Origin of the sequence: Neobacillus sp. YX16 (assembly GCF_030123505.1) — a bacterium.
Taxonomy (GTDB): domain Bacteria; phylum Bacillota; class Bacilli; order Bacillales; family Cytobacillaceae; genus Neobacillus.
This window is the reverse complement of the sequence record NZ_CP126115.1, coordinates 5805552-5824103: the sequence shown is the minus strand read 5'-3', so window position 1 is coordinate 5824103 and position 18552 is coordinate 5805552. Positions and strand designations below refer to the sequence as shown.

At 37.7% G+C, this 18552-nt stretch carries 13 protein-coding genes; 8 read left to right on the top strand and 5 right to left on the bottom strand.

The features are described 5' to 3' along the window. Positions 1-14 precede the first annotated feature (14 nt). Together QNH48_RS28405 and QNH48_RS28400 are read right to left on the bottom strand one after the other, a co-directional pair. Entirely contained in the window at positions 15-1223 is a 1209-nt protein-coding gene (locus tag QNH48_RS28405; protein WP_283952984.1) for a YHYH domain-containing protein, read from the bottom strand. Positions 1224-1821: 598 nt separating this feature from the next. Further along, complete coding sequence (locus QNH48_RS28400) at positions 1822-2307, bottom strand: PepSY domain-containing protein (protein ID WP_283952983.1); 486 nt, start codon at positions 2305-2307, stop codon at positions 1822-1824. Between the two features lie 288 nt (positions 2308-2595). On the opposite strand from QNH48_RS28400, the gene QNH48_RS28395 reads away from it, so the two are divergent. Continuing rightward, complete coding sequence (locus QNH48_RS28395) at positions 2596-6252, top strand: Ig-like domain-containing protein (protein WP_283952982.1); 3657 nt, start codon at positions 2596-2598, stop codon at positions 6250-6252. Between the two features lie 490 nt (positions 6253-6742). On the opposite strand, the gene QNH48_RS28390 is transcribed toward QNH48_RS28395, so the two are convergent. Then, positions 6743-7660: a methylamine utilization protein MauJ gene (locus QNH48_RS28390; protein ID WP_283952981.1), complete on the bottom strand. Its 918-nt coding sequence runs from the start codon at positions 7658-7660 to the stop codon at positions 6743-6745. 402 nt (positions 7661-8062) lie between these two features. Between QNH48_RS28390 and QNH48_RS28385 the strand changes: the two genes are divergently transcribed. Both QNH48_RS28385 and QNH48_RS28380 read left to right on the top strand, forming a co-directional pair. Next, positions 8063-11869, top strand: coding sequence for an Ig-like domain-containing protein (locus QNH48_RS28385; RefSeq protein WP_283952980.1), 3807 nt, complete (start codon positions 8063-8065; stop codon positions 11867-11869). A gap of 605 nt (positions 11870-12474) precedes the next feature. After that, positions 12475-12972 carry a hypothetical protein gene (locus tag QNH48_RS28380; protein ID WP_283952979.1) on the top strand — a complete coding sequence of 166 codons (498 nt, stop codon included), beginning with the start codon at positions 12475-12477 and terminating at the stop codon, positions 12970-12972. A gap of 376 nt (positions 12973-13348) precedes the next feature. Here QNH48_RS28380 and QNH48_RS28375 read toward each other — a convergent pair whose 3' ends face one another. Continuing rightward, positions 13349-14017 carry a hypothetical protein gene (locus tag QNH48_RS28375; RefSeq protein ID WP_283952978.1) on the bottom strand — a complete coding sequence of 223 codons (669 nt, stop codon included), beginning with the start codon at positions 14015-14017 and terminating at the stop codon, positions 13349-13351. 342 nt (positions 14018-14359) lie between these two features. Between QNH48_RS28375 and QNH48_RS28370 the strand changes: the two genes are divergently transcribed. Beyond that, the gene (locus QNH48_RS28370) at positions 14360-14968 is read left to right on the top strand and encodes a hypothetical protein (RefSeq protein ID WP_283952977.1); all 609 of its coding nucleotides are present in this window, start codon (positions 14360-14362) and stop codon (positions 14966-14968) included. 260 nt (positions 14969-15228) lie between these two features. Beyond that, a complete protein-coding gene (locus tag QNH48_RS28365; RefSeq protein WP_283952976.1) occupies positions 15229-15450 on the top strand; it encodes a hypothetical protein in 222 nt (73 codons plus the stop codon). Between the two features lie 242 nt (positions 15451-15692). Here the strand turns inward: QNH48_RS28365 and QNH48_RS30625 are convergent, their stop codons facing one another. Next, positions 15693-15770, bottom strand: coding sequence for a PglD-related sugar-binding protein (locus QNH48_RS30625; protein ID WP_481858519.1), 78 nt, complete (start codon positions 15768-15770; stop codon positions 15693-15695). Between the two features lie 91 nt (positions 15771-15861). Between QNH48_RS30625 and QNH48_RS28360 the strand changes: the two genes are divergently transcribed. From QNH48_RS28360 to QNH48_RS28350, 3 genes are all read left to right on the top strand, one after another. Continuing rightward, positions 15862-16428, top strand: coding sequence for a DUF4760 domain-containing protein (locus QNH48_RS28360; RefSeq protein ID WP_283952975.1), 567 nt, complete (start codon positions 15862-15864; stop codon positions 16426-16428). 137 nt (positions 16429-16565) lie between these two features. Beyond that, positions 16566-17216, top strand: coding sequence for an HAD family hydrolase (locus QNH48_RS28355; RefSeq protein WP_283955906.1), 651 nt, complete (start codon positions 16566-16568; stop codon positions 17214-17216). A gap of 152 nt (positions 17217-17368) precedes the next feature. Then, positions 17369-18451, top strand: coding sequence for a Gfo/Idh/MocA family protein (locus QNH48_RS28350; protein ID WP_283952974.1), 1083 nt, complete (start codon positions 17369-17371; stop codon positions 18449-18451). The last annotated feature ends 101 nt before the right edge of the window (positions 18452-18552 follow it).

Sequence of the window (18552 nt, the reverse complement as noted above, 5' to 3'; positions counted from 1 at the left end):
TCAAGCCTCCTCTGTTAACCTATCATTTTTTTCGCAATATAAAATCTTCTGCCTAACCAAACGAATGCTAATGCTCCGACACCACCAACTGCCGCTTTTTGATTGTCGCTTTGCTGCTCCTCGTATTCCTTCAATCCTAATTCATAGTGATGTTGAAAGATGACTTCGCCGCTTTTGTATTTTGAAGGTAGGTTGTAGGAGTCGCCTGCCTTTCCTAAAGCAAGTCCTGCCGCACTTATTTGTTTAACCTCTGTATTGGATTCAAAACCTTCTTTGTACCAAGCAATGAATTTTTCATTTTCTAAATTAGGTTTCGTATATTTCAATATGGTAAACGCAGCTTCATATCCTTGTTTAAGATACTCGTCCTTTAGTTCTTGCTGGGCTGAATTGTATCCTTCCAGGTATGCATTTACAAATGCTTCTTCGATGTCTTTAGGAACATTGTTAACATCCTTTGTTCCGTCAGTGTAACCCAATTCCTTGTATTCTTTTTTCTTAGCTTCTACTCGCTCGGTAACCGCTTTATTAAAACCGCCTTCAAAGGACTGCTTTAATCCTGCATGGTTTATATAACTCGCTGGAATTTTGATAGCATCTTGTATTTGTCCTAGAGCATACCCATCACTGGTAGCCTTGGTTTTTTCACCGGTTATCTTCGTTTTTCCTTCATCGTACCCCTTGTTATAACCCGTAGCATATCCTACTTTATATGCCTCTGAACCTGTTGAAGCAACATTATTACTTGTGACTTCTTGATATCCATCGTTCACCCCATTTGGATATCCTGCTTGTTCACCACTCGCTAGGTCTTGTTCCTCTTGTTTATGCTGAATTTGTTCAGCACTATTATTTATCTTTGTCTTATCGTATCCACTAGGGACTTCACATGGTATCCCATCGTCAACGACACCATTTCCCCAACCGTCCAAATTTTCTGGGTCATTCGTTGCGGAATATCCTTTTTTATTCCAATACTCAACGACTTCATCATAACTAGCGAAATCTGTACAATCTTTTTCGGTATTAACGATGGTAGCCCCGCTGCTTGTTGAACTTCCACCTCCGTTATGATAGTGATAGCCTGTGCAAAGACCTTTGGCTTTTGATTTCTCACTACAATTGTGTCCACCGCTAGAATCTGTTCTCCCAGAATGTGCTGAGGCAAACGTTCCGAATAGCAACAAAAATAATAAAGTAAACAAAAATACTTTCTTTTCCATTTTCTCCCCCTGAATATCTATTATTCTTTTAAAAAAAGATTACCAAATAACAATTGCAAATTAGGTACATTTACATATTATTTAACTTAATAATAACAGTTTCCTTGGATTTACCAAATGGAGTATAAAGAAAAATATAAATGGTAGCAATTAAGAGTTTAAGGCTGAACAGATATCAATTCCAACCCAGTGGTAATAATCCCTATTAATGGTGGGGGATCGATTTGACATAAGAGGGGTTTGTCTAAAAGGAACTTGATGCAAAAATTGTTGAGACCTAGAGGAACAAACAAACCCATTCTACGACAAAAAACTTCCTGGGAAATATTCAAAAATCTTATATTAAAAGGGATTAGAGTAAATATAATCAATCGTTTGATTATATTTTTTTATAAGAAATTTAGTCGAAATGACAATTATTACGGCAGGAGAGCGGGTTAACATTACATCCCCAGAAAGTTTTAGCTATTCCCCTAGTAATTATAAAGTAGATATTCTAAATAAAATGAACTCCCGGGTCTTCACTCGGGAGTTTTTTATGGCAGGGGGTGTTTAATAGCATTTAAAGAACGCCCTACACTTGGGTTTGGATTAGCGTTTATCGATCATCCTGACCATCATTATCGTCATCATCAAATTCAACTCTTGTTACTTCACCTGTTTGGGCATCAACCCGAACGTCTGCTTCGCCACGATTAGACTGAATTTCAAATTTAAATTCTAGTCTGCCATGTTCCATTTCTTTTTCAACTTCTGCGACTGTTCCATTAACTTTGTTAAGTGCTATTTTTGCTGCCTCATCAATCGATAAGTTTGTGCCAGTAGTGGACTGACTAGAGGAATTGTGGCTAGAATCGTCTGTCTCCACTTTAAAGAAGGTTTTGCCATGCTTGGTTTCCAACTCAATTTCTTGTCCTGCGGAAATTGCAGGTAAGTAATGTTGATCTACAATAGTAGAAGTATTTTTGTCATCTGGATGAATAGAATCATCTGGCTGGGTCCCACCTTTTGAAGCCCCGACAGCAGCCGCACCGCCAAAAATTAATAATGCTGATAAACTACCAATAATCATCTTCTTTTTCATTTTTATTTCCTCCCTGTTTCTGATTTTTTCTACACTTTCAATATATCCAACGAAAATGAGAATAAAAGGATAGAATCATTAGAAATAAATGAGACAATGGGGACGGTTCTAGTGGCAACACTAACCATTAAAAAAAACCGTGAGAACCGTCCCTATGGACACCTATTGGCATGGTCGGATGAAATTGCCAAATCCTTAAACCTTGTTTAAGTATTCAGTTTCTCTTGATATACTATATTTATAGATAGGATAAAGGGATTACTTGAAACTAGAAGGTGGGAAAGTTATATGATAAAGAAAGTTTTCACCATTTTGGCTGCTTTGGTGCTTTTTTTGCAAAGTGCACCACAAGGGTTATCATGGGTTGTCAGCGAGGTACAAGCAGAAGAGGTACCAGCAGGATATATTGGCATCTATTCTCCAGAAGACCTGAATAAGGTTCGAAATAATTTAGCAGGCAGCTATATTTTAATGAACGACCTTGATTTGAGTGCTGCTAATTGGGAGCCAATTGGTAATAAAAGTACCCCCTTTAAGGGGATTTTTGATGGTAATGGCCATAAAATAGCAGGGATGAAAATTGCGATAACCTCTGGCCAGGATGTTTATGCCGGACTGTTTGGGTACGTAAATAAGGGACAAATTAAAAACCTGGGAATGGTGGCTAGTTCCGTAAAGGTAGAGAATAATTCTTTGGATTCCACTACTGCTAAGGCGTATGCCGGTTCGATTGCTGGGTATGCAGACAATTATGCCACGATTAGCAACTCCTATAATACCGGCAATGTTGAAGCTACATCACTATTCGCATCATATGCTGGCGGTTTAGCCGGATTTGCCAGGTATTCTACGATTCAAAACAGTTATAACACTGGAGATGTGAATGCAGAGGATGCAGGAGGTATCGTAGGTGGTGTCGAATATGACCCATCTAAAATAACAGACAGCTATAATGACGGAAATGTGACTGGCACAAGCAGTGCAGGTGGGATTACAGCCTTTTTCTCTGGTTCAGAAATCAGCAATTCCTATAACACGGGAGATATAACCGGATATTCTACTACTGGGGGGATTGCAGCCTATGGAATATCTGCTGTCATCAAAAACACTGAGAACACAGGTAATATAAAGGGTTATTACGAGACGGGCGGCATCATTGGAGAGTTTAACGAAACGTCAGTGGATAGTTCGCATAACAGTGGAACCGTTACTGCCACAGGCACATCCTTAGGAATAGCAGGGGGGATTGCAGGGTCGCTGACGACTGGAGTGATCACGTCTAGTTATAATGTAGGATTGATTAAATCAGAATCAAATGCAGGCGGGATTAGTGGAACAATATCTAAATCTACTATTATGAAAAGCTATAATTCAGGTTCTATCGAAGCAGGGTCAAGGGGCGGAGGAATTCTCGCAAGCATTTACTCTAGTTCAAAGGTCAGCAATACGTTTAATATAGGCGATATTACAGGTGGCTACGCAAGAGGCGGGATTGCAAGCAGTAATGCCGGAACAATCGAAAACTCCTATAATGCCGGTTTGGTTAAGGGCAGCGCATCTAGGGCAGGCGGTATTGTTGGAGAAAATACAGGAATGATTATAAACAGCTATTATTGGGATCAGCAAAGTAAGGGCGCTGGCAGCGGTGACGAAACCGGTACATTGAAAAAAACGGCAGAAGAAATGAGCTCGCCGAATACGTTTGTAGGTTTTGATTTTATTACCGTTTGGACCATTGATGGAAATGAAGATTATAAGCTTCCTAAACTACTTGCTGCTCCCTTTTCTGGAGTAGAAAAAAATATAGGAATTGCTTTAAAATCTCCGCCGCAAAAATTGACCTATTTGGATGGGGAAGAATTGGATGTAACCGGTGCGGTGATTACGGTTACTTCAAACTTCTTTAATAAATCAGATGTTGTAGTAACCCCGGATATGATTAGCGGGTATAATAAAAATCATATTGGCAGTCAAACGGTAACCATTACCTATCAAGGCTTTAACACTTCATTTAGTGTGAATGTAAAAGACGTTACGCCGCCGTTAAAGCCGGCAGTGTATGAAGTCAATGAAAATGATTACTATTTATATGGAAATGCAGAGCCTAATTCTATCATTGAGGTATGGAAAAACGGTTCCATTATTGGAAGAAATAATGCCGAAGATACAGCTGGCTATTTTGATGTGTATATCGGTGAACAGGCTGCTTGGACAGAACTCATTGTGACTGCAAAAGACGGAGCGGGAAATGTGAGTGAAGGTACAAAAGTGGTTGTAATAGATATCACGGCACCGGCTAAGCCAACCGTAAATGAAGTTACGGACCAGTCTGTGGATGTAACCGGTACAGCTGAGAAGGATGCAACAATAAATGTCCTCGTCAATGGTTCGGACAAATATACTGGAGCAGCGGGTACGGATGGCCAGTTTACAGTGGCAATCCCTGTACAACAAGCAGGGACCAAAATGGTCATAACGGCTACTGATAAAGCAGGGCATGTAAGTGATGGGACAAGTGTTACTGTAAAAGATGTATCCGCACCTGTAAGACCTACCGTCAATGAGGTCACGGATCAATCAACCGTTGTGACAGGGACCACGGAGCCTGGGGCGGTTGTGTATGTTTATTTTAGTCAAGATACGCTTGGGTCTGCCACAGCGAAGGAGGATGGATCGTTCACCATCTCCATCCCAGTTCAGCAAGCAGGAAGGACGTTATATGTTTATGCTGTGGACAAAGCAGGAAATAGCAGCGATAGTACAGGTGTCCTTGTCAAAGATGTAACAGCTCCAGGAAAACCAGTTGTACACGAGCTTACTGATCGTGAGTGGACGTTGACTGGAACGATAGAACCTTTATCAACCGTCATTGTAAAAGTGTCGGATAAAGAAATTCATCGACAATTTTTAGGGATTGATGAGACGTTTTCCATCTATCTTCCTTCTAGCTTTCCAGCGGGAACAACGGTGGAAGTGTATGCCGAGGATCTTGACGGCAATGTGAGTGAAGCTTCGAAAATCGTGGTAACGTCAAAATTCCAAGAGTTAATTGGAAGTAATCGATATTCTACGGCCGTTAAGGTTTCACAGGAAGGCTGGGATACAGCAAACACCGTATTGTTAGTCAACGGGTTTGCGATTGTGGATGGATTAACGGCGACACCATTGGCAACGGCGAAGGAGGCTCCGATTCTATTGACAGCAGCCGATTCGATTCCGCAGTCAACCATGGATGAAATCACACGCTTAAAGGCGAAAGAAATTATTTTAATCGGTGGTAAAGGAGTTATTACTCCAAAAGTGGAGAGTGAATTAGTCGCGAAGGGCTATAAAGTCACTCGGATTGGCGGTCAGAACCGAAAAGATACTTCGCTGTTAATCGCAAAGGAACTCGATAAATTGGTGGATGTCAGCACGATTTATGTAGCGTACGGCTGGGGTGAACCGGATGCGTTATCGATTGCCGCACAGGCAGGCTTGAAAAAGCAGCCTATTATTCTGGCAGATAAGGCGGCTGTGCCGGCAGAAACGTTTGAATGGCTGAGAATGGAATCCTTGTCCGATGCTTATTTTATTGGTGGAGACGGGGTTGTGGCACCTTCGATTGTGAGCGAAATTGACAGGATCACGTCTGGAAATGTCTCCGCAAATCGAATAAGCGGCCAGAATCGCCACGAAACGAATGCTAAGGTCATCAGCAAATTTTATCCTGATGCAGAACTAAGAAGTATTCTCTTAGCCAAGTCAGAAACAGCTAGTTTAGTAGATGCGTTGGCAGCGGGACCGTTAGCGGCAAAACTTGGCTCGCCCGTCCTATTAGTTTCTTCTTATGTAGGACTGGTACCAGCCCAGAGGCAAGTCTTGGCTAGTAAACACTCAAAATACGTTCACCAAATCGGCGGAGGGGTTAATCCGGAGGCTGTGAGTGAGGTAATGCAGAGATAATGGACTAGGGGCTCCTCTTTTTTCTGAAGAGGGGCTTTTTGGGTTAGCAGATAGAAACACCATTTCGGCAGATAGGACGGGGTTGCTAAAAAAGTTATCTTAAATTGCTAACATTAGTAGAACAGAACCAACACATGGAACGTGTTGGTTCTTATATTTATTTAATGAAATAGATGAAGCTTACGAAGATGTTTATGAAGCTTTAGAAATAAATCCAAATAGTGAGCTAGCTAAAGATGTTCTAGAACTTTTAAATAATGTAGGTGATGAGTAATAAGCAAGAGATATTAAAAGAGATATGTCGTTATTAGGATAAAATGTGGTATGTAAAAGCTATTAGTAATTGTGAAACCCTCTGAAACACATATAAAAGTTAAAACTATTCCATTAAACCTTGCTAATAAAAAGGACCGGATATATTTATTACCGGTCCTAAGTTTTAACTCTACTGTGAAGGATGATCGGACTTAGAGTAAAGTAGTATTGAATATCATCCACTAAAAATAAATTTTAAATCGTAACCCTTATCGAGATATTTCCTCTGTAATTCAATATATTCATTATAAAATTTATTTACATCTTCTTCCGTGCAGCCATTATCAATAACTTCTCTCATTCTATTATTTACAAAGTTAAAGACTTCCTCGGTATCTTTTAAAACATCAGGTTTATTCTGTTCATATAATTTTAGTAAATTCTGTTGAATGGCTTCCAATTGTTGTGGTGTAGTAAAACCAGGCTCAATTCCATTAGCTTGCATATTAATTCTATCTAATAATATGGAAACGGGATGTTTGTGATCTTTAGGCAAGGTACTGTAATGATTTGTAAGATTCGATATTTGTTCCTTTAGAGTATCAATTTTATCAGTCAATATATTTTCAATTGAGTTGTCTGTTGCTGATACACTTCCATTATTAATCGGCTCCAAACGGTAATCTAATCGTAAATAACTTTTTACGATTTCTTTTACGATGGGGTAAGCATTCTTCACTATATCCACATCTCTAGCTCTCTCTATCCTTTTATCGCCGTGAAATAAATTGTTTCTCACTTTATTTAAGATGTACATTAAGTTTTCTAGTGCAATTTTCGGACTTCTATTTATATTTCGATTTAGTTTATTTTGTGCATCAGCAGTGTCTTCAATTTCTAAGTCCATATTTAAAAATTGTATAGGAGGACTAATCGTGTAGAAATAACGAACTTCTTCGTAAGCTAATATACTTGTAATGGTATCACTGTTAAATTCGTTAATAATCGACTTTATTTTTCTAAATTCACTGCCATCTCTTCTGCCATAAATAGCATTAAACGATATCCAAATACTAATAAATTGATCAAAGCTATCATTACTATCTACCGCTTTTTGATACCATCTTCTAGCAACGCCTATAAACTTTTCCATACTATCACCTCAATAAGTTATTGCATTCACGGTAATTATTATCTTTTCTCATTATGATTATTACTTCTACAGATAGTTATAATTTTCTGTTATTTTATAAAATGAAATTTCTGTAGTCCGATAGCTCCTGCATTAACTCGATATTTTAACTGCGTGCTTCGTATAAAAAAACCTTTAATTTAGTATAGAAAGATGGTTACTTAACAATAGAAATAATTAGTAACTGGAAAAAAATCCAAATCATTTTATTTTATTGTGGTAAAATTTTGCTGAAAGGACTTAGTTAATTAGGCCGTTTACTTTTGGTTCTAGTGGGAGTTAGAAGATGTACCTTTATAGAAAACGAAATAGTAAACTCTTTTCAAGATTGATTAAATGTAATGACAAATCGGGGGAAATATTATGAAAAAAACTATTATTTTATTTTTAACAATCTTATTAATCTCCAATATGCTACCTGTGAACAATGGATATGTAAAAGCGGAAGTAACAAATCCAATAATAGAAAATGTAAGTGTGGATAATAAAGTGGTAACAGCTGGGGATACCGTTAAGGTAAGTGTGAAATTAATAGATCCGGCAAGTGTAAACTATATTGATGCATGGTATATAGCGCCTGTTACAAAAAATGATATTCATATAAATCTAACCTATAATATTGGGACTGGTTTATATGAGGGAAATATACCAATTTATGCGGTTTCAGAATCAGGAGAGTACCATTTATCTAGGATGGTCTTTTATGGGGACAATAACATCATAGGTGATCTTCGTGAATCAGAATTATTTGTAAATGGAGATTTTTTGGTTACTGGAACAAATGGAGAAGATTTGCTTGAAAATGTCAGTGTGGAAAAATCGAAAGCAACGGCAGGAGATATTGTTAAGGTACGTGTAAAGCTAACTGGCTCAGTAGGGGTAAACTATATTGATGCCTGGTATAAAGCACCTATTACAAAAAATGATATTCATATAAATCTAACCTATAATATTGGGACTGGTTTATATGAGGGAAGTATTCCAATTTATGCTGTTTCAGAATCAGGAGAGTACCATTTGTCTCGAATGGCTTTTTATGGCGGAGGAAATATCACAGATCTTCACGGATCAGAATTATTTCAGCAGGGAAATTTCTCAGTTAGTGGTACAAGTGGGGAAGGTGTATTTGAAAGCATAAGTGTAAGCATGAAGGAAGCAACAGTTGGAGATGTAGTAGAATTTAATGTGAAGGTAAGAGAGAAAGGTGAAATAAATTACATTTCATTATGGGTTACATCACCTGTTTCATTTAAAACTATTTATATAGACCTATATTATAATAGTGAATCAGATTCATTTGTAGCAAGCCTGCCGATTGATTCCGAATCTGAATTAGGAGATTACAATATAAATCGGTTAACGATTTATTCATCGGGTGTTACCTATGACTATATCGATTATGAAAATAAACTTGAGAATGGGAAATTTACTGTTTTCTCAGAGGAAAACCCACCTACTTTTTCAAGTCTATCAGTAAGTAAAAATGAAGCAGGATCAGGGGAGTCTATTGATATCATTATTGGCGCAACTGATGATACGAATTTGAAATCAGCAACCGTTAATTATCTTTCACCTAGTCAATCAATCGTTTCTATTCCACTTCAATACGATGGGACTTATTTCAGAGGTGAATATTACGTTGATGATAATACTGAATTAGGAAACTGGACGGTTGATTCTGTTGAGATAAAAGATACAAATGAGAATATAACGATTGTAAAGGCAAGCAAGACAGATCTTACAGCAGGAAGTTTTTTTGTAAAAGATGTAAAAGCTCCAATGTCCCCAACAGTAAATGAAGTAACTAACCAGTCAACATCAGTTACAGGAAACGCTGAAGGTGGGTCTAGCGTGGAAGTTACTGTGGATGGGGTGGTAATTGGCACAGGTATTACCGGCTATGACGGTAAATTCAGTGTTTCAATTCCTGTTCAAAAAGCGGATAAAGAATTAGTGATTACCGTAAAAGACAAGGCTGGAAATGTAAGTGTAGCGGCAACGATAATAGTAAAAGATGTGACGGCACCAGATAAACCGGTTGTGAACGAAGTAACAGACAAGGCAACTTTAGTAACTGGACAAGCAGAAGCGGGAGCTGAGATAGAAGTAAAAGTTAATGGATTGTTAATTGGCAACGGTACAGCTGGTGAGGATGGGAAGTTTTCCGTGGCAATCCCGGTGCAAAAGGCAGGTGTACAATTAGCGATAACTTCTGAGGACAAGGCTGGAAATGTAAGTGCAGCGGCAACAATAGTAGTAAAAGATGTGACGGCACCAGATAAACCGGTTGTGAACGAAGTAACGGACAAGGCAACTTCAGTAACTGGACAAGCAGAAGCGGGATCTAAGATAGAAGTAAAAGTTAATGGATTGTTAATTGGCTATGGTACAGCTGACACGGACAGAAAGTTTACGGTGACGATCCCAGTGCAAAAGGCAGGTGTACAATTAGCGATAACTTCTGAGGACAAGGCTGAAAATGTAAGTGCAGCGGCAACAATAGTAGTAAAAGATGTGACGGCACCAGATAAACCGGTTGTGAACGAAGTAACGGACAAGGCAACTTCAGTAACTGGACAAACAGAAGCGGGAGCTAAGGTGGAAGTGAAGGTTGATGGTTCAAAAATTGGCAGCAGTACAGCTGGAACGGATGGGAAGTTTACCGTAACAATCCCAGTGCAAAAAGCTGGGGCACAGTTGGCGGTAACAGCTACGGACAAAGCTGGAAATGTAAGTGAAGCGACGACAGTAGTAGTAAAAGATGTGATAGCACCTGGAAAGCCAGCAGTAAATGAAGTAACGGACAAGGATTCTGCTGTTAGCGGTCAAGCAGAAGCGGGATCAAAGGTAGAAGTGAAAGTTAGCGGAGGAGTAATTGGCAGCGGTACAGCTGGAACAAATGGGGATTTTAAGGTGACGATCCCAGTGCAAAAGGTTGGAACGGAATTAGTGGTTACTGTTGTAGACCAGGCTGGTAATGTTAGTGAAGGTTCTAAGATTACAGTAAAAGACATCACTGCGCCAGGGAATGCCATTTTGGATGAATTGACGGATCGTGAAACCGTGGTGACAGGCACCGCGGAACTAGGTGCTACAGTAATTGCGAAGGTTTCAGGTGCTGAGATTGGCCGGGGAGTGGCTGATAGCAGCGGGAAGTTCACAATTACAATTCCAAAGCAGGCAGCAGGAAAAGTTGTAGAAGTTTACGCCGTGGATAAAGCCGGAAATGTCAGCGTTGCTGCGAAAGTAAGTGTTAACAAGAAATTGGTATCATTAATCGGTGAAACGAGATATGCAACAGCCGTGAAGGTTGCTCAGGCTGGTTGGAAAACAGCGGACACAGTGCTGTTAGTAAACGGGTTTGCGATTGTCGATGGATTAACCGCTACACCATTAGCAACGGCAAAGGATGCTCCGATTCTTTTAACAGCAGCGGATTCAATCCCACAAGTAACATTGGATGAAATCACACGCTTAAAGGCGAAAGAAATTATTTTAATCGGTGGTAAAGGAGTTATTACTCCAAAAGTGGAGAGTGAATTAGTCGCGAAGGGCTATAAAGTCACTCGGATTGGCGGTCAGAACCGAAAAGATACCTCGCTGTTAATCGCGAAGGAACTCGATAAAGTGATTGATGTCAGCACCATCTATGTGGCTTATGGCTGGGGTGAACCAGATGCGTTATCGATTGCCGCACAGGCAGGTTTGAAAAAGCAGCCAATCATACTTGCAGATAAGACAGCTGTGCCAGCAGAAACATTTGCATGGCTGAAAACAGAATCCTTGTCTGATGCCTATTTTATCGGTGGAGACGGGGTTGTGGCACCTGCGATTGTGAGCGAAGTTGACAGAATAACATCTGGAAATGTTCTTACGAATCGACTAAGCGGTCTGAATCGTCATGAAACGAATGCTAAGGTTATAAGCAAATTTTACCCAGAGGCAGAACTAACGAGTATTCTTGTAGCCAAGTCAGAAACAGCTAGTTTAGTAGATGCTTTAGCAGCGGGACCGTTAGCTGCAAAACTAGGCTCGCCAGTTCTATTAGTTTCTTCTTATGTAGGACTGTTACCAGCCCAGAGGTCAGTCTTGGCTAGTAAACACTCAAAATACGTTCACCAAATCGGCGGCGGGGTTAATCCAGCGGCTGTGAGTGAGGCAGTGCAGTAGAATATATGTTAAGAAAAGCTTCTCTTTTAAAGAGGGGCTTTTTCGTATTGATTATCAGCTGGAAATCTCCCTTTTCAGCTAATTGGCACGTAACAGAGGTTTTCATTAAAAAGGGTAATTTATTATTAATCTAGATTGAGAGATTACATGTTAAAACTAGGTTAAAGAGCAATGCTTTGACTAATTAAAACTTACGAGATTAAGCTTTAAATACCGGGATGGATGCCATTTTTACACAAACGTTTGATTACCAAGTCATATTGTATAAACCCGTCAATCATTGTAGAAAGCCGTTTTATTTGGTGTTTTTTGAGACATCCTAGAAGAAGGCCATACACTTCCTCGACAAGAAATCCTCTTGAGATGGGGATAAAATTCGTTTTTTAAAAGGGTTTGTGGCACTTTTAATCAAACGTTTGATTGGGAGGAATTTTATTATTAGTGCCTTACAGGTTCTGAAATATTTTTTAGTTGGTGGATATGTTAGTTCAATAAACATCACTAACAACAAGAATAATTTCCAAATTAATTTCGACTAGATTAATTGATAAATTTACTATAAACTTAAACTTAAGAATATTTCCCATAAATTAGGAGGGTTTATCATGAAAAAGAATAAGTTAATTTTATTTTTTTTAAGTGTAGTGCTAATAATTTTCATTTCCACTTCTGAAACTTTTGCTGACAGTAAAAAACAACTTGAACAAATAATTATGGACCATGAGTTTCGAATAACTAAATTAGAACAATCAGGTTCTCCTAATGAAAATATAGCACCAGATGTAAAGCAGAATTTGATACAAGAAGCAGAATTTAGAGCTAAAAATTTAAGCTATTATGATGATTCTACTGGTCAATCATTTCTATATAATGTAACAAAAGTTGATGTTATAGAACGTGATGGAAAAGTTTATCTCCAGATATTTTTGGAAGGAGATTACAAATGGGGTCAATCAACAACTTATGGTTATACACATTTTGAAGATGGTCGTTTTTTTGCATATAACCTTGTTAATTCCCTTGACACTGCTAGTAAATTGTATGATGTAGTTCTACACTATGAGTTTTATCAAAATGGGGAAAAAATAAAATTTACATTTTAAAGAACAAATTTAACTCAATTTGTCCCTTGGGGTATTTTTTAAATACATCCCAGGGATTTTTTTCTATAAAGGAAAACTACGGTCTTTGTCGTATTCACAGCAGTCCTCTAATGGTAACTATTTATGATATTTATGAAAAATACTCCTGAAAAACTTTAGTAAATGAATATAATTTAAAAGACCTTTCCCTAACACAGAGGAAAAGGCCTTTTTCATTCATATAGTATAAAGAGAGAACATCTTCCTTGATGTATTATTAGTATATCAAAGATAGGAAAAGTATTAATCTGTTAACTTTGAACATTTAATGTCATTAAAATTTAAAAAAATAAGAGCAACCATTAAGGTTACTCTAACGATATTCCATCCCCTATTATTACGGTAAAGTATAGCCATCAAAGAAAAGATTAAGGATAGTTCCATACTGGTCAGATTGTCTAAACTTATATGAAGTAACTTCGCCTAAACCGTAACCGTTCAGCTTATTAATAATTACTTCAATGTCTGATTCGTTACCTAACCAGTCATAAATTACAATATCAGCAAACTTATCACCCATACCTGAAGCACCTACATTAGAGCCAAAACCGTTAATTAAAGTCCAGTCCTTAAAATCGTAGTAAGCTGAATAGTAATCCCAATCAATTACATCAACTTCAGGTAACTCTTGGTTAACATCTAAGCGGTTATATTCAACCAGTACGAATAAATCGTTGGTTTCCTTATCGAATGATAAAACTCTTGCGTCAACACCTTGGTAGCCTGACTCGTGGTTAGCTTTAGTGTATGCGTCCAATAATGTACGTAATTGCTTCTTGGTAATGTTGTTATCCTCAACGTTTGATACATGGTAAATCTCGTAATTTTCATCAGCATTTACCCAAGATAGGAAGTTATCACCCTTGAATGCTTTATCCACTGCCCAAAAGAACTCGTTACCCGTAGGATCAACCGTTTCACCTGAGCCTTTAGCCTGAACTAAATTCGTGCCAAATCCCGTTGTCATGATACCTGCGACCATTAAACCTGCTACTAGTTTTTTCATCAGGTATTTCCTCCTAACTTGTTTTAATTTAATTTCTCCATGATTTGTTCGTATGATTCTTTTGTTAAAGGTTGGGAGCAGGATTTGGTATCAAAAAAAATTTAATCGATGTTTCGTTTGGTGGTGCTACTGATTACAAAACAGATGGTGACCTAAAGAAGAGTTCCCCAAAACCTTGTCTATAGAATAGGAGCAGTACGCTCATGGTTTCTCCCCCTGTGCTATCTGGGGATATAGTAAGGACTTAAATATTGAAAATCAATCGTCCTAAAGCAAATTGATTTAATTTTGGGACAACTTTTTTTGTTATAATAACGTTAGTTGAATTAACGGAGTGGTTACATGAAAAAATTTATTGTTATAATCCCCTTATTGATCATTACTTTTTTCATAGGGTTCTACGCTAAAGATATATTTCTTCCATCTAAAAAAGACACCGAAGCGGTGAAACCTTTAGAACCAGTGAAACCAAAGCAGACGAAAGATGAAAAAATCAAATTTGAAGAAATTAAAAAAAGAAAAGAAAAGAATATGGATGAAGTTAATAAATATTTAGAACAAATAACTCCCATCATCCAAGATATAACGGATACTTACAATCGAATTGTTTTGGTGAACGAACGTATGGTTGAAGAAATTTATTACCTCGATTCTCCAGAATATCAGCAAGACGTTCTTTCCATCGCAACCTACCTTGAATCACTAGCTTTACAAATTAAGAAGATTGACCCCGGAACAAATAATAGTGTAAAACATGCGCACGATTACATGGTAAATGCTGCAGAGTATTTAGGACCTTTCGCTGTGTTGTTTAAATCTTATATGCTATCTGGAAGGACGCAATCAGATTTACAGACTATGTTAAGAAATAAAGATGAAGTAACAGGAAATGTACAACAGGCAGAGAAAGTTATAGATGAATATGTTAGAGAATTAACTTTACTCCAATAGGAAAAAGGCAGCTGGGATGTAAGATATCCATTTTTTACATTTAGAATATAACAACCACTATAAATTGATATAATCTTTATATATTCTTTTTTTGTTTTTTTGATTTTCTAGCAATATTTTATTGCGAAATTAACAAACTATGCAGTCTTTGGACTGATTTTACTGACACTATTTTTGTGTCCAAAAATCAGATTTTCCAAAGGCTGCTTTTTTGTGTCTTCGGAAGGAGGTATGTATTAAAAATAAGAGGAGTGAAGAACATGTTTACATTCAATGAGTTATCTAAAGAGGCACAAAACTTATCTATTCAAGGATTTATAGAAAGTGCCAGACCAATTTTAGGCGATACTGTTGAAGAATCTCTCGTAAAAGGATTTCTTTCTGAAAGTAAGGTTCACCGTTTTGACCAAAAAGGAAGTATTCTTGGCAAAATGGTTAATCTGAAGGGAGATAAAACGTTTGAACCTCATGGGAGGTATTAGGAAGCCTATGTACACAAAAAAGCGACATATATTACTCAACCTATATTATCTTCATGACCAGTACTCTGGAGCTGTGTAATATCCATCCGGAAACCAAAGCTAACCTATTTTAATCATGCTACATCCAATAGGGAAGTAATTACATTTGGACAGTATCAAGGGCTTTCTTTAATTCCTGATAGGGCTGAACTATTTATTCAACATTTTGAGATGAAAGCTGGAATCCGGTACCCGCGTATCTACTATTGACTGGCTTTCTCGATTATGTCTATTATGACTTTACTATGTCCACCAGATCCGAAGATAACGATATTTTTCATGTGTCCTCCAAAATTTTCTACTAATCTATTAACATAAATTTACCAAACTATTACAATAGAAGGAACAAAAAAAAATTTGTGAGGGATCGAAATGAATAAGAGAATGCTAAGCTACATTCTGGTTTCTTTAAGTATTTTATTGAGTTTATTGTTTTTTGATAAACAACTCATGGATTTTTCAAAGAAACTTGATTTAACCACACTAGTCGGAATTGCTGCTATTGCCTCTGGGATTTCCGGAGTCATGATGAGTCTGTCCTCCAAACGGGTGGCAAACTTTGAAGCAATCAGAGAATATTTCCAACAGGGTGACACGCCAGAAATGATTTCTAGCCGAAATAAAATTTATGCGAGTGCGGATAACGGAACTCCTCTGGATTATAAGGCTGCGGCTGAAGTATGCTCCTTTTTTCACTTCTGGGGTATGATGGTGCAAAAAGGGTTTCTCCCGCTTTGGATTTTCAAAAGTGCTTCAGGTCCTTCCGTCGTTAGACTTTTTCACCTAGTACTTCCTTATATTGAAGAAAGAAGAACAGCGAATAACAGGCACTATGGGGAAGGTTTTGAATACCTAGTAAAAAAGATAAAAAAGGAATATAAATATACCTATGTACCTGTAGTACAGCAGGACCAAGAGCAATCTAATACTAGTGCCTGATTTGTGTTGCCCTTGTTTATGGTGTATCCAAAGGTTTATTTGTATTAAGAGCTTCACTATATGACGAATGTAAATTCGTGATTATTTGAGGTCTTTTCTAAAATTCATAAGTACATTACTTGAGAAATAGGGTGATTATTATAAAAGCAATAATTTTTGATTTTGACGGTACTCTTGCTGATACTTTGCCAGTTTGTTTTTATGCATTTCAAGCTGTATTTAAGGAATTTGACAATGTTGAAGTTACTTCTAATGAAATTAAGGCTATGTTCGGTCCATCTGAGACTGGAATCATTCGAGAGAATCTTTTGCATCCCCATCATGATAAGGCGATTGAACTGTACTATGAAAAATATACTGAAAAACATAAGGAACTTGTTCTAGATAATGAGGAAATTAACCATTTACTTCATTCCTTGAAAAGAGAAGGTTATAAGTTAGGAATTGTAACAGGAAAGGCAAATAGAAGTCTGCTTATTTCTTTAGAATGCCTTAATATGAATGACCTATTTGATGTCATTATTACTGGGGATGACGTGACTATACCAAAGCCTCATCCAGAGGGAATAGTCAAGGCTTTAGCACACTTTAATATAAAAAATACCGAAGCCGTATTTCTTGGAGATAGCGATGCTGACATTCTAGCTGGTAAACAAGCGAACATACATACAATTGGAGTACAGTGGCTGCCAAATTATCAGACACTTGAATTTAAAGTTCAACCTGACCAAATGTTTAAGAATATAAATGAATTCACTGATGCTATTAAGGACATCAGGAATAAATAAATGTACCCAGAACGTGCTATTTTGTATATGTTGTTTTTTCGTAGTGCAAATTTAGTATTCTATAGTTTTTTCTTTCATTTTTTTATCACGCATAATACAATGAAGGATGTAAATAATAAAGAAAATATTGGGTTTACATTAGGAGGAGCAACATGAGTTTAAAATTTGCAATCATTGGCTGCGGAAGAATTTCGCCCAATCATATAGCTGCTGCTATTGAAAATGAACTTGAAATTGTTGGATTATGTGACATCGTAACTGAAAATATGGAGGATAAAATTGTTAAATTTAATCTTCCAAAATCGACACCTACATATACGGATTATAAAGAGTTACTTGAAAAAGAAAAACCTGATTTGATTGCTATTTGTACAGAAAGTGGAAAGCATGGCCAAATTGCTTTAGATTGTATTGAAATGGGAAGCCATTTGATTATTGAAAAGCCAATTGCTCTTTCTCTACAAGAAGCAGATGCCATTATTGAAAAGGCAAAAGAAAAGAATGTGAAGGTATGTGCCTGCCACCAAAACCGTTTTAATAAGTCGGTTCAAAAGATTAGAGAAGCGGTTGAAGATGAACGTTTCGGACGGTTATTGCATGGAGCTGCTCATATTCGCTGGAATCGCGGAGAGGACTATTATAAGCAAGCTCCTTGGCGCGGAACATGGGAACAGGATGGCGGAGCATTGATGAATCAATGTATTCATAACATTGACCTTTTGCGTTGGATGATGGGTGACGAGATCACAGAAGTGGTTGGAATGACAGACAACTTGAAACATGGCTTTATGGAGGCTGAGGATTTAGGTCTAGCGCTCGTTAAGTTTGGCAATGGAAGCTATGGAATCATTGAAGGTACAACCAATATTTACCCAACTAATCTAGAAGAAACGCTGTACATTTTTGGTGATAAAGGGACAGTGAAGGCTGGAGGAAAATCAGTCAATATTATTGAAGAGTGGCAGTTCTCAGATCAATTAGATGATCCTGAAGAAGTAAAAGAAAAGTATCAAGAAAACCCTCCAAATGTATACGGATTTGGTCATAATCCACTATATACGGATGTCATTGATGCAATCAAGAATGACCGAGAGCCATATGTTACAGCAGAAGATGGAAGAAGAGCATTGGAGCTTGTCCTTGCTATTTACAAATCAGCTGCAGAAGGCAAAAGTGTTAAACTTCCAATGGAGGAATGCAGCACGCTGGATTTCACAGGTAGATTCGATAATTAAACACAGTTATATACTTGAAGAGGCCGGCTTCCATTGGAAACTGGCCTCTTTCCTGTTCGCCCGGTGAGAAAACGGCTGTTGCAATTAGGGTTCGTACACCA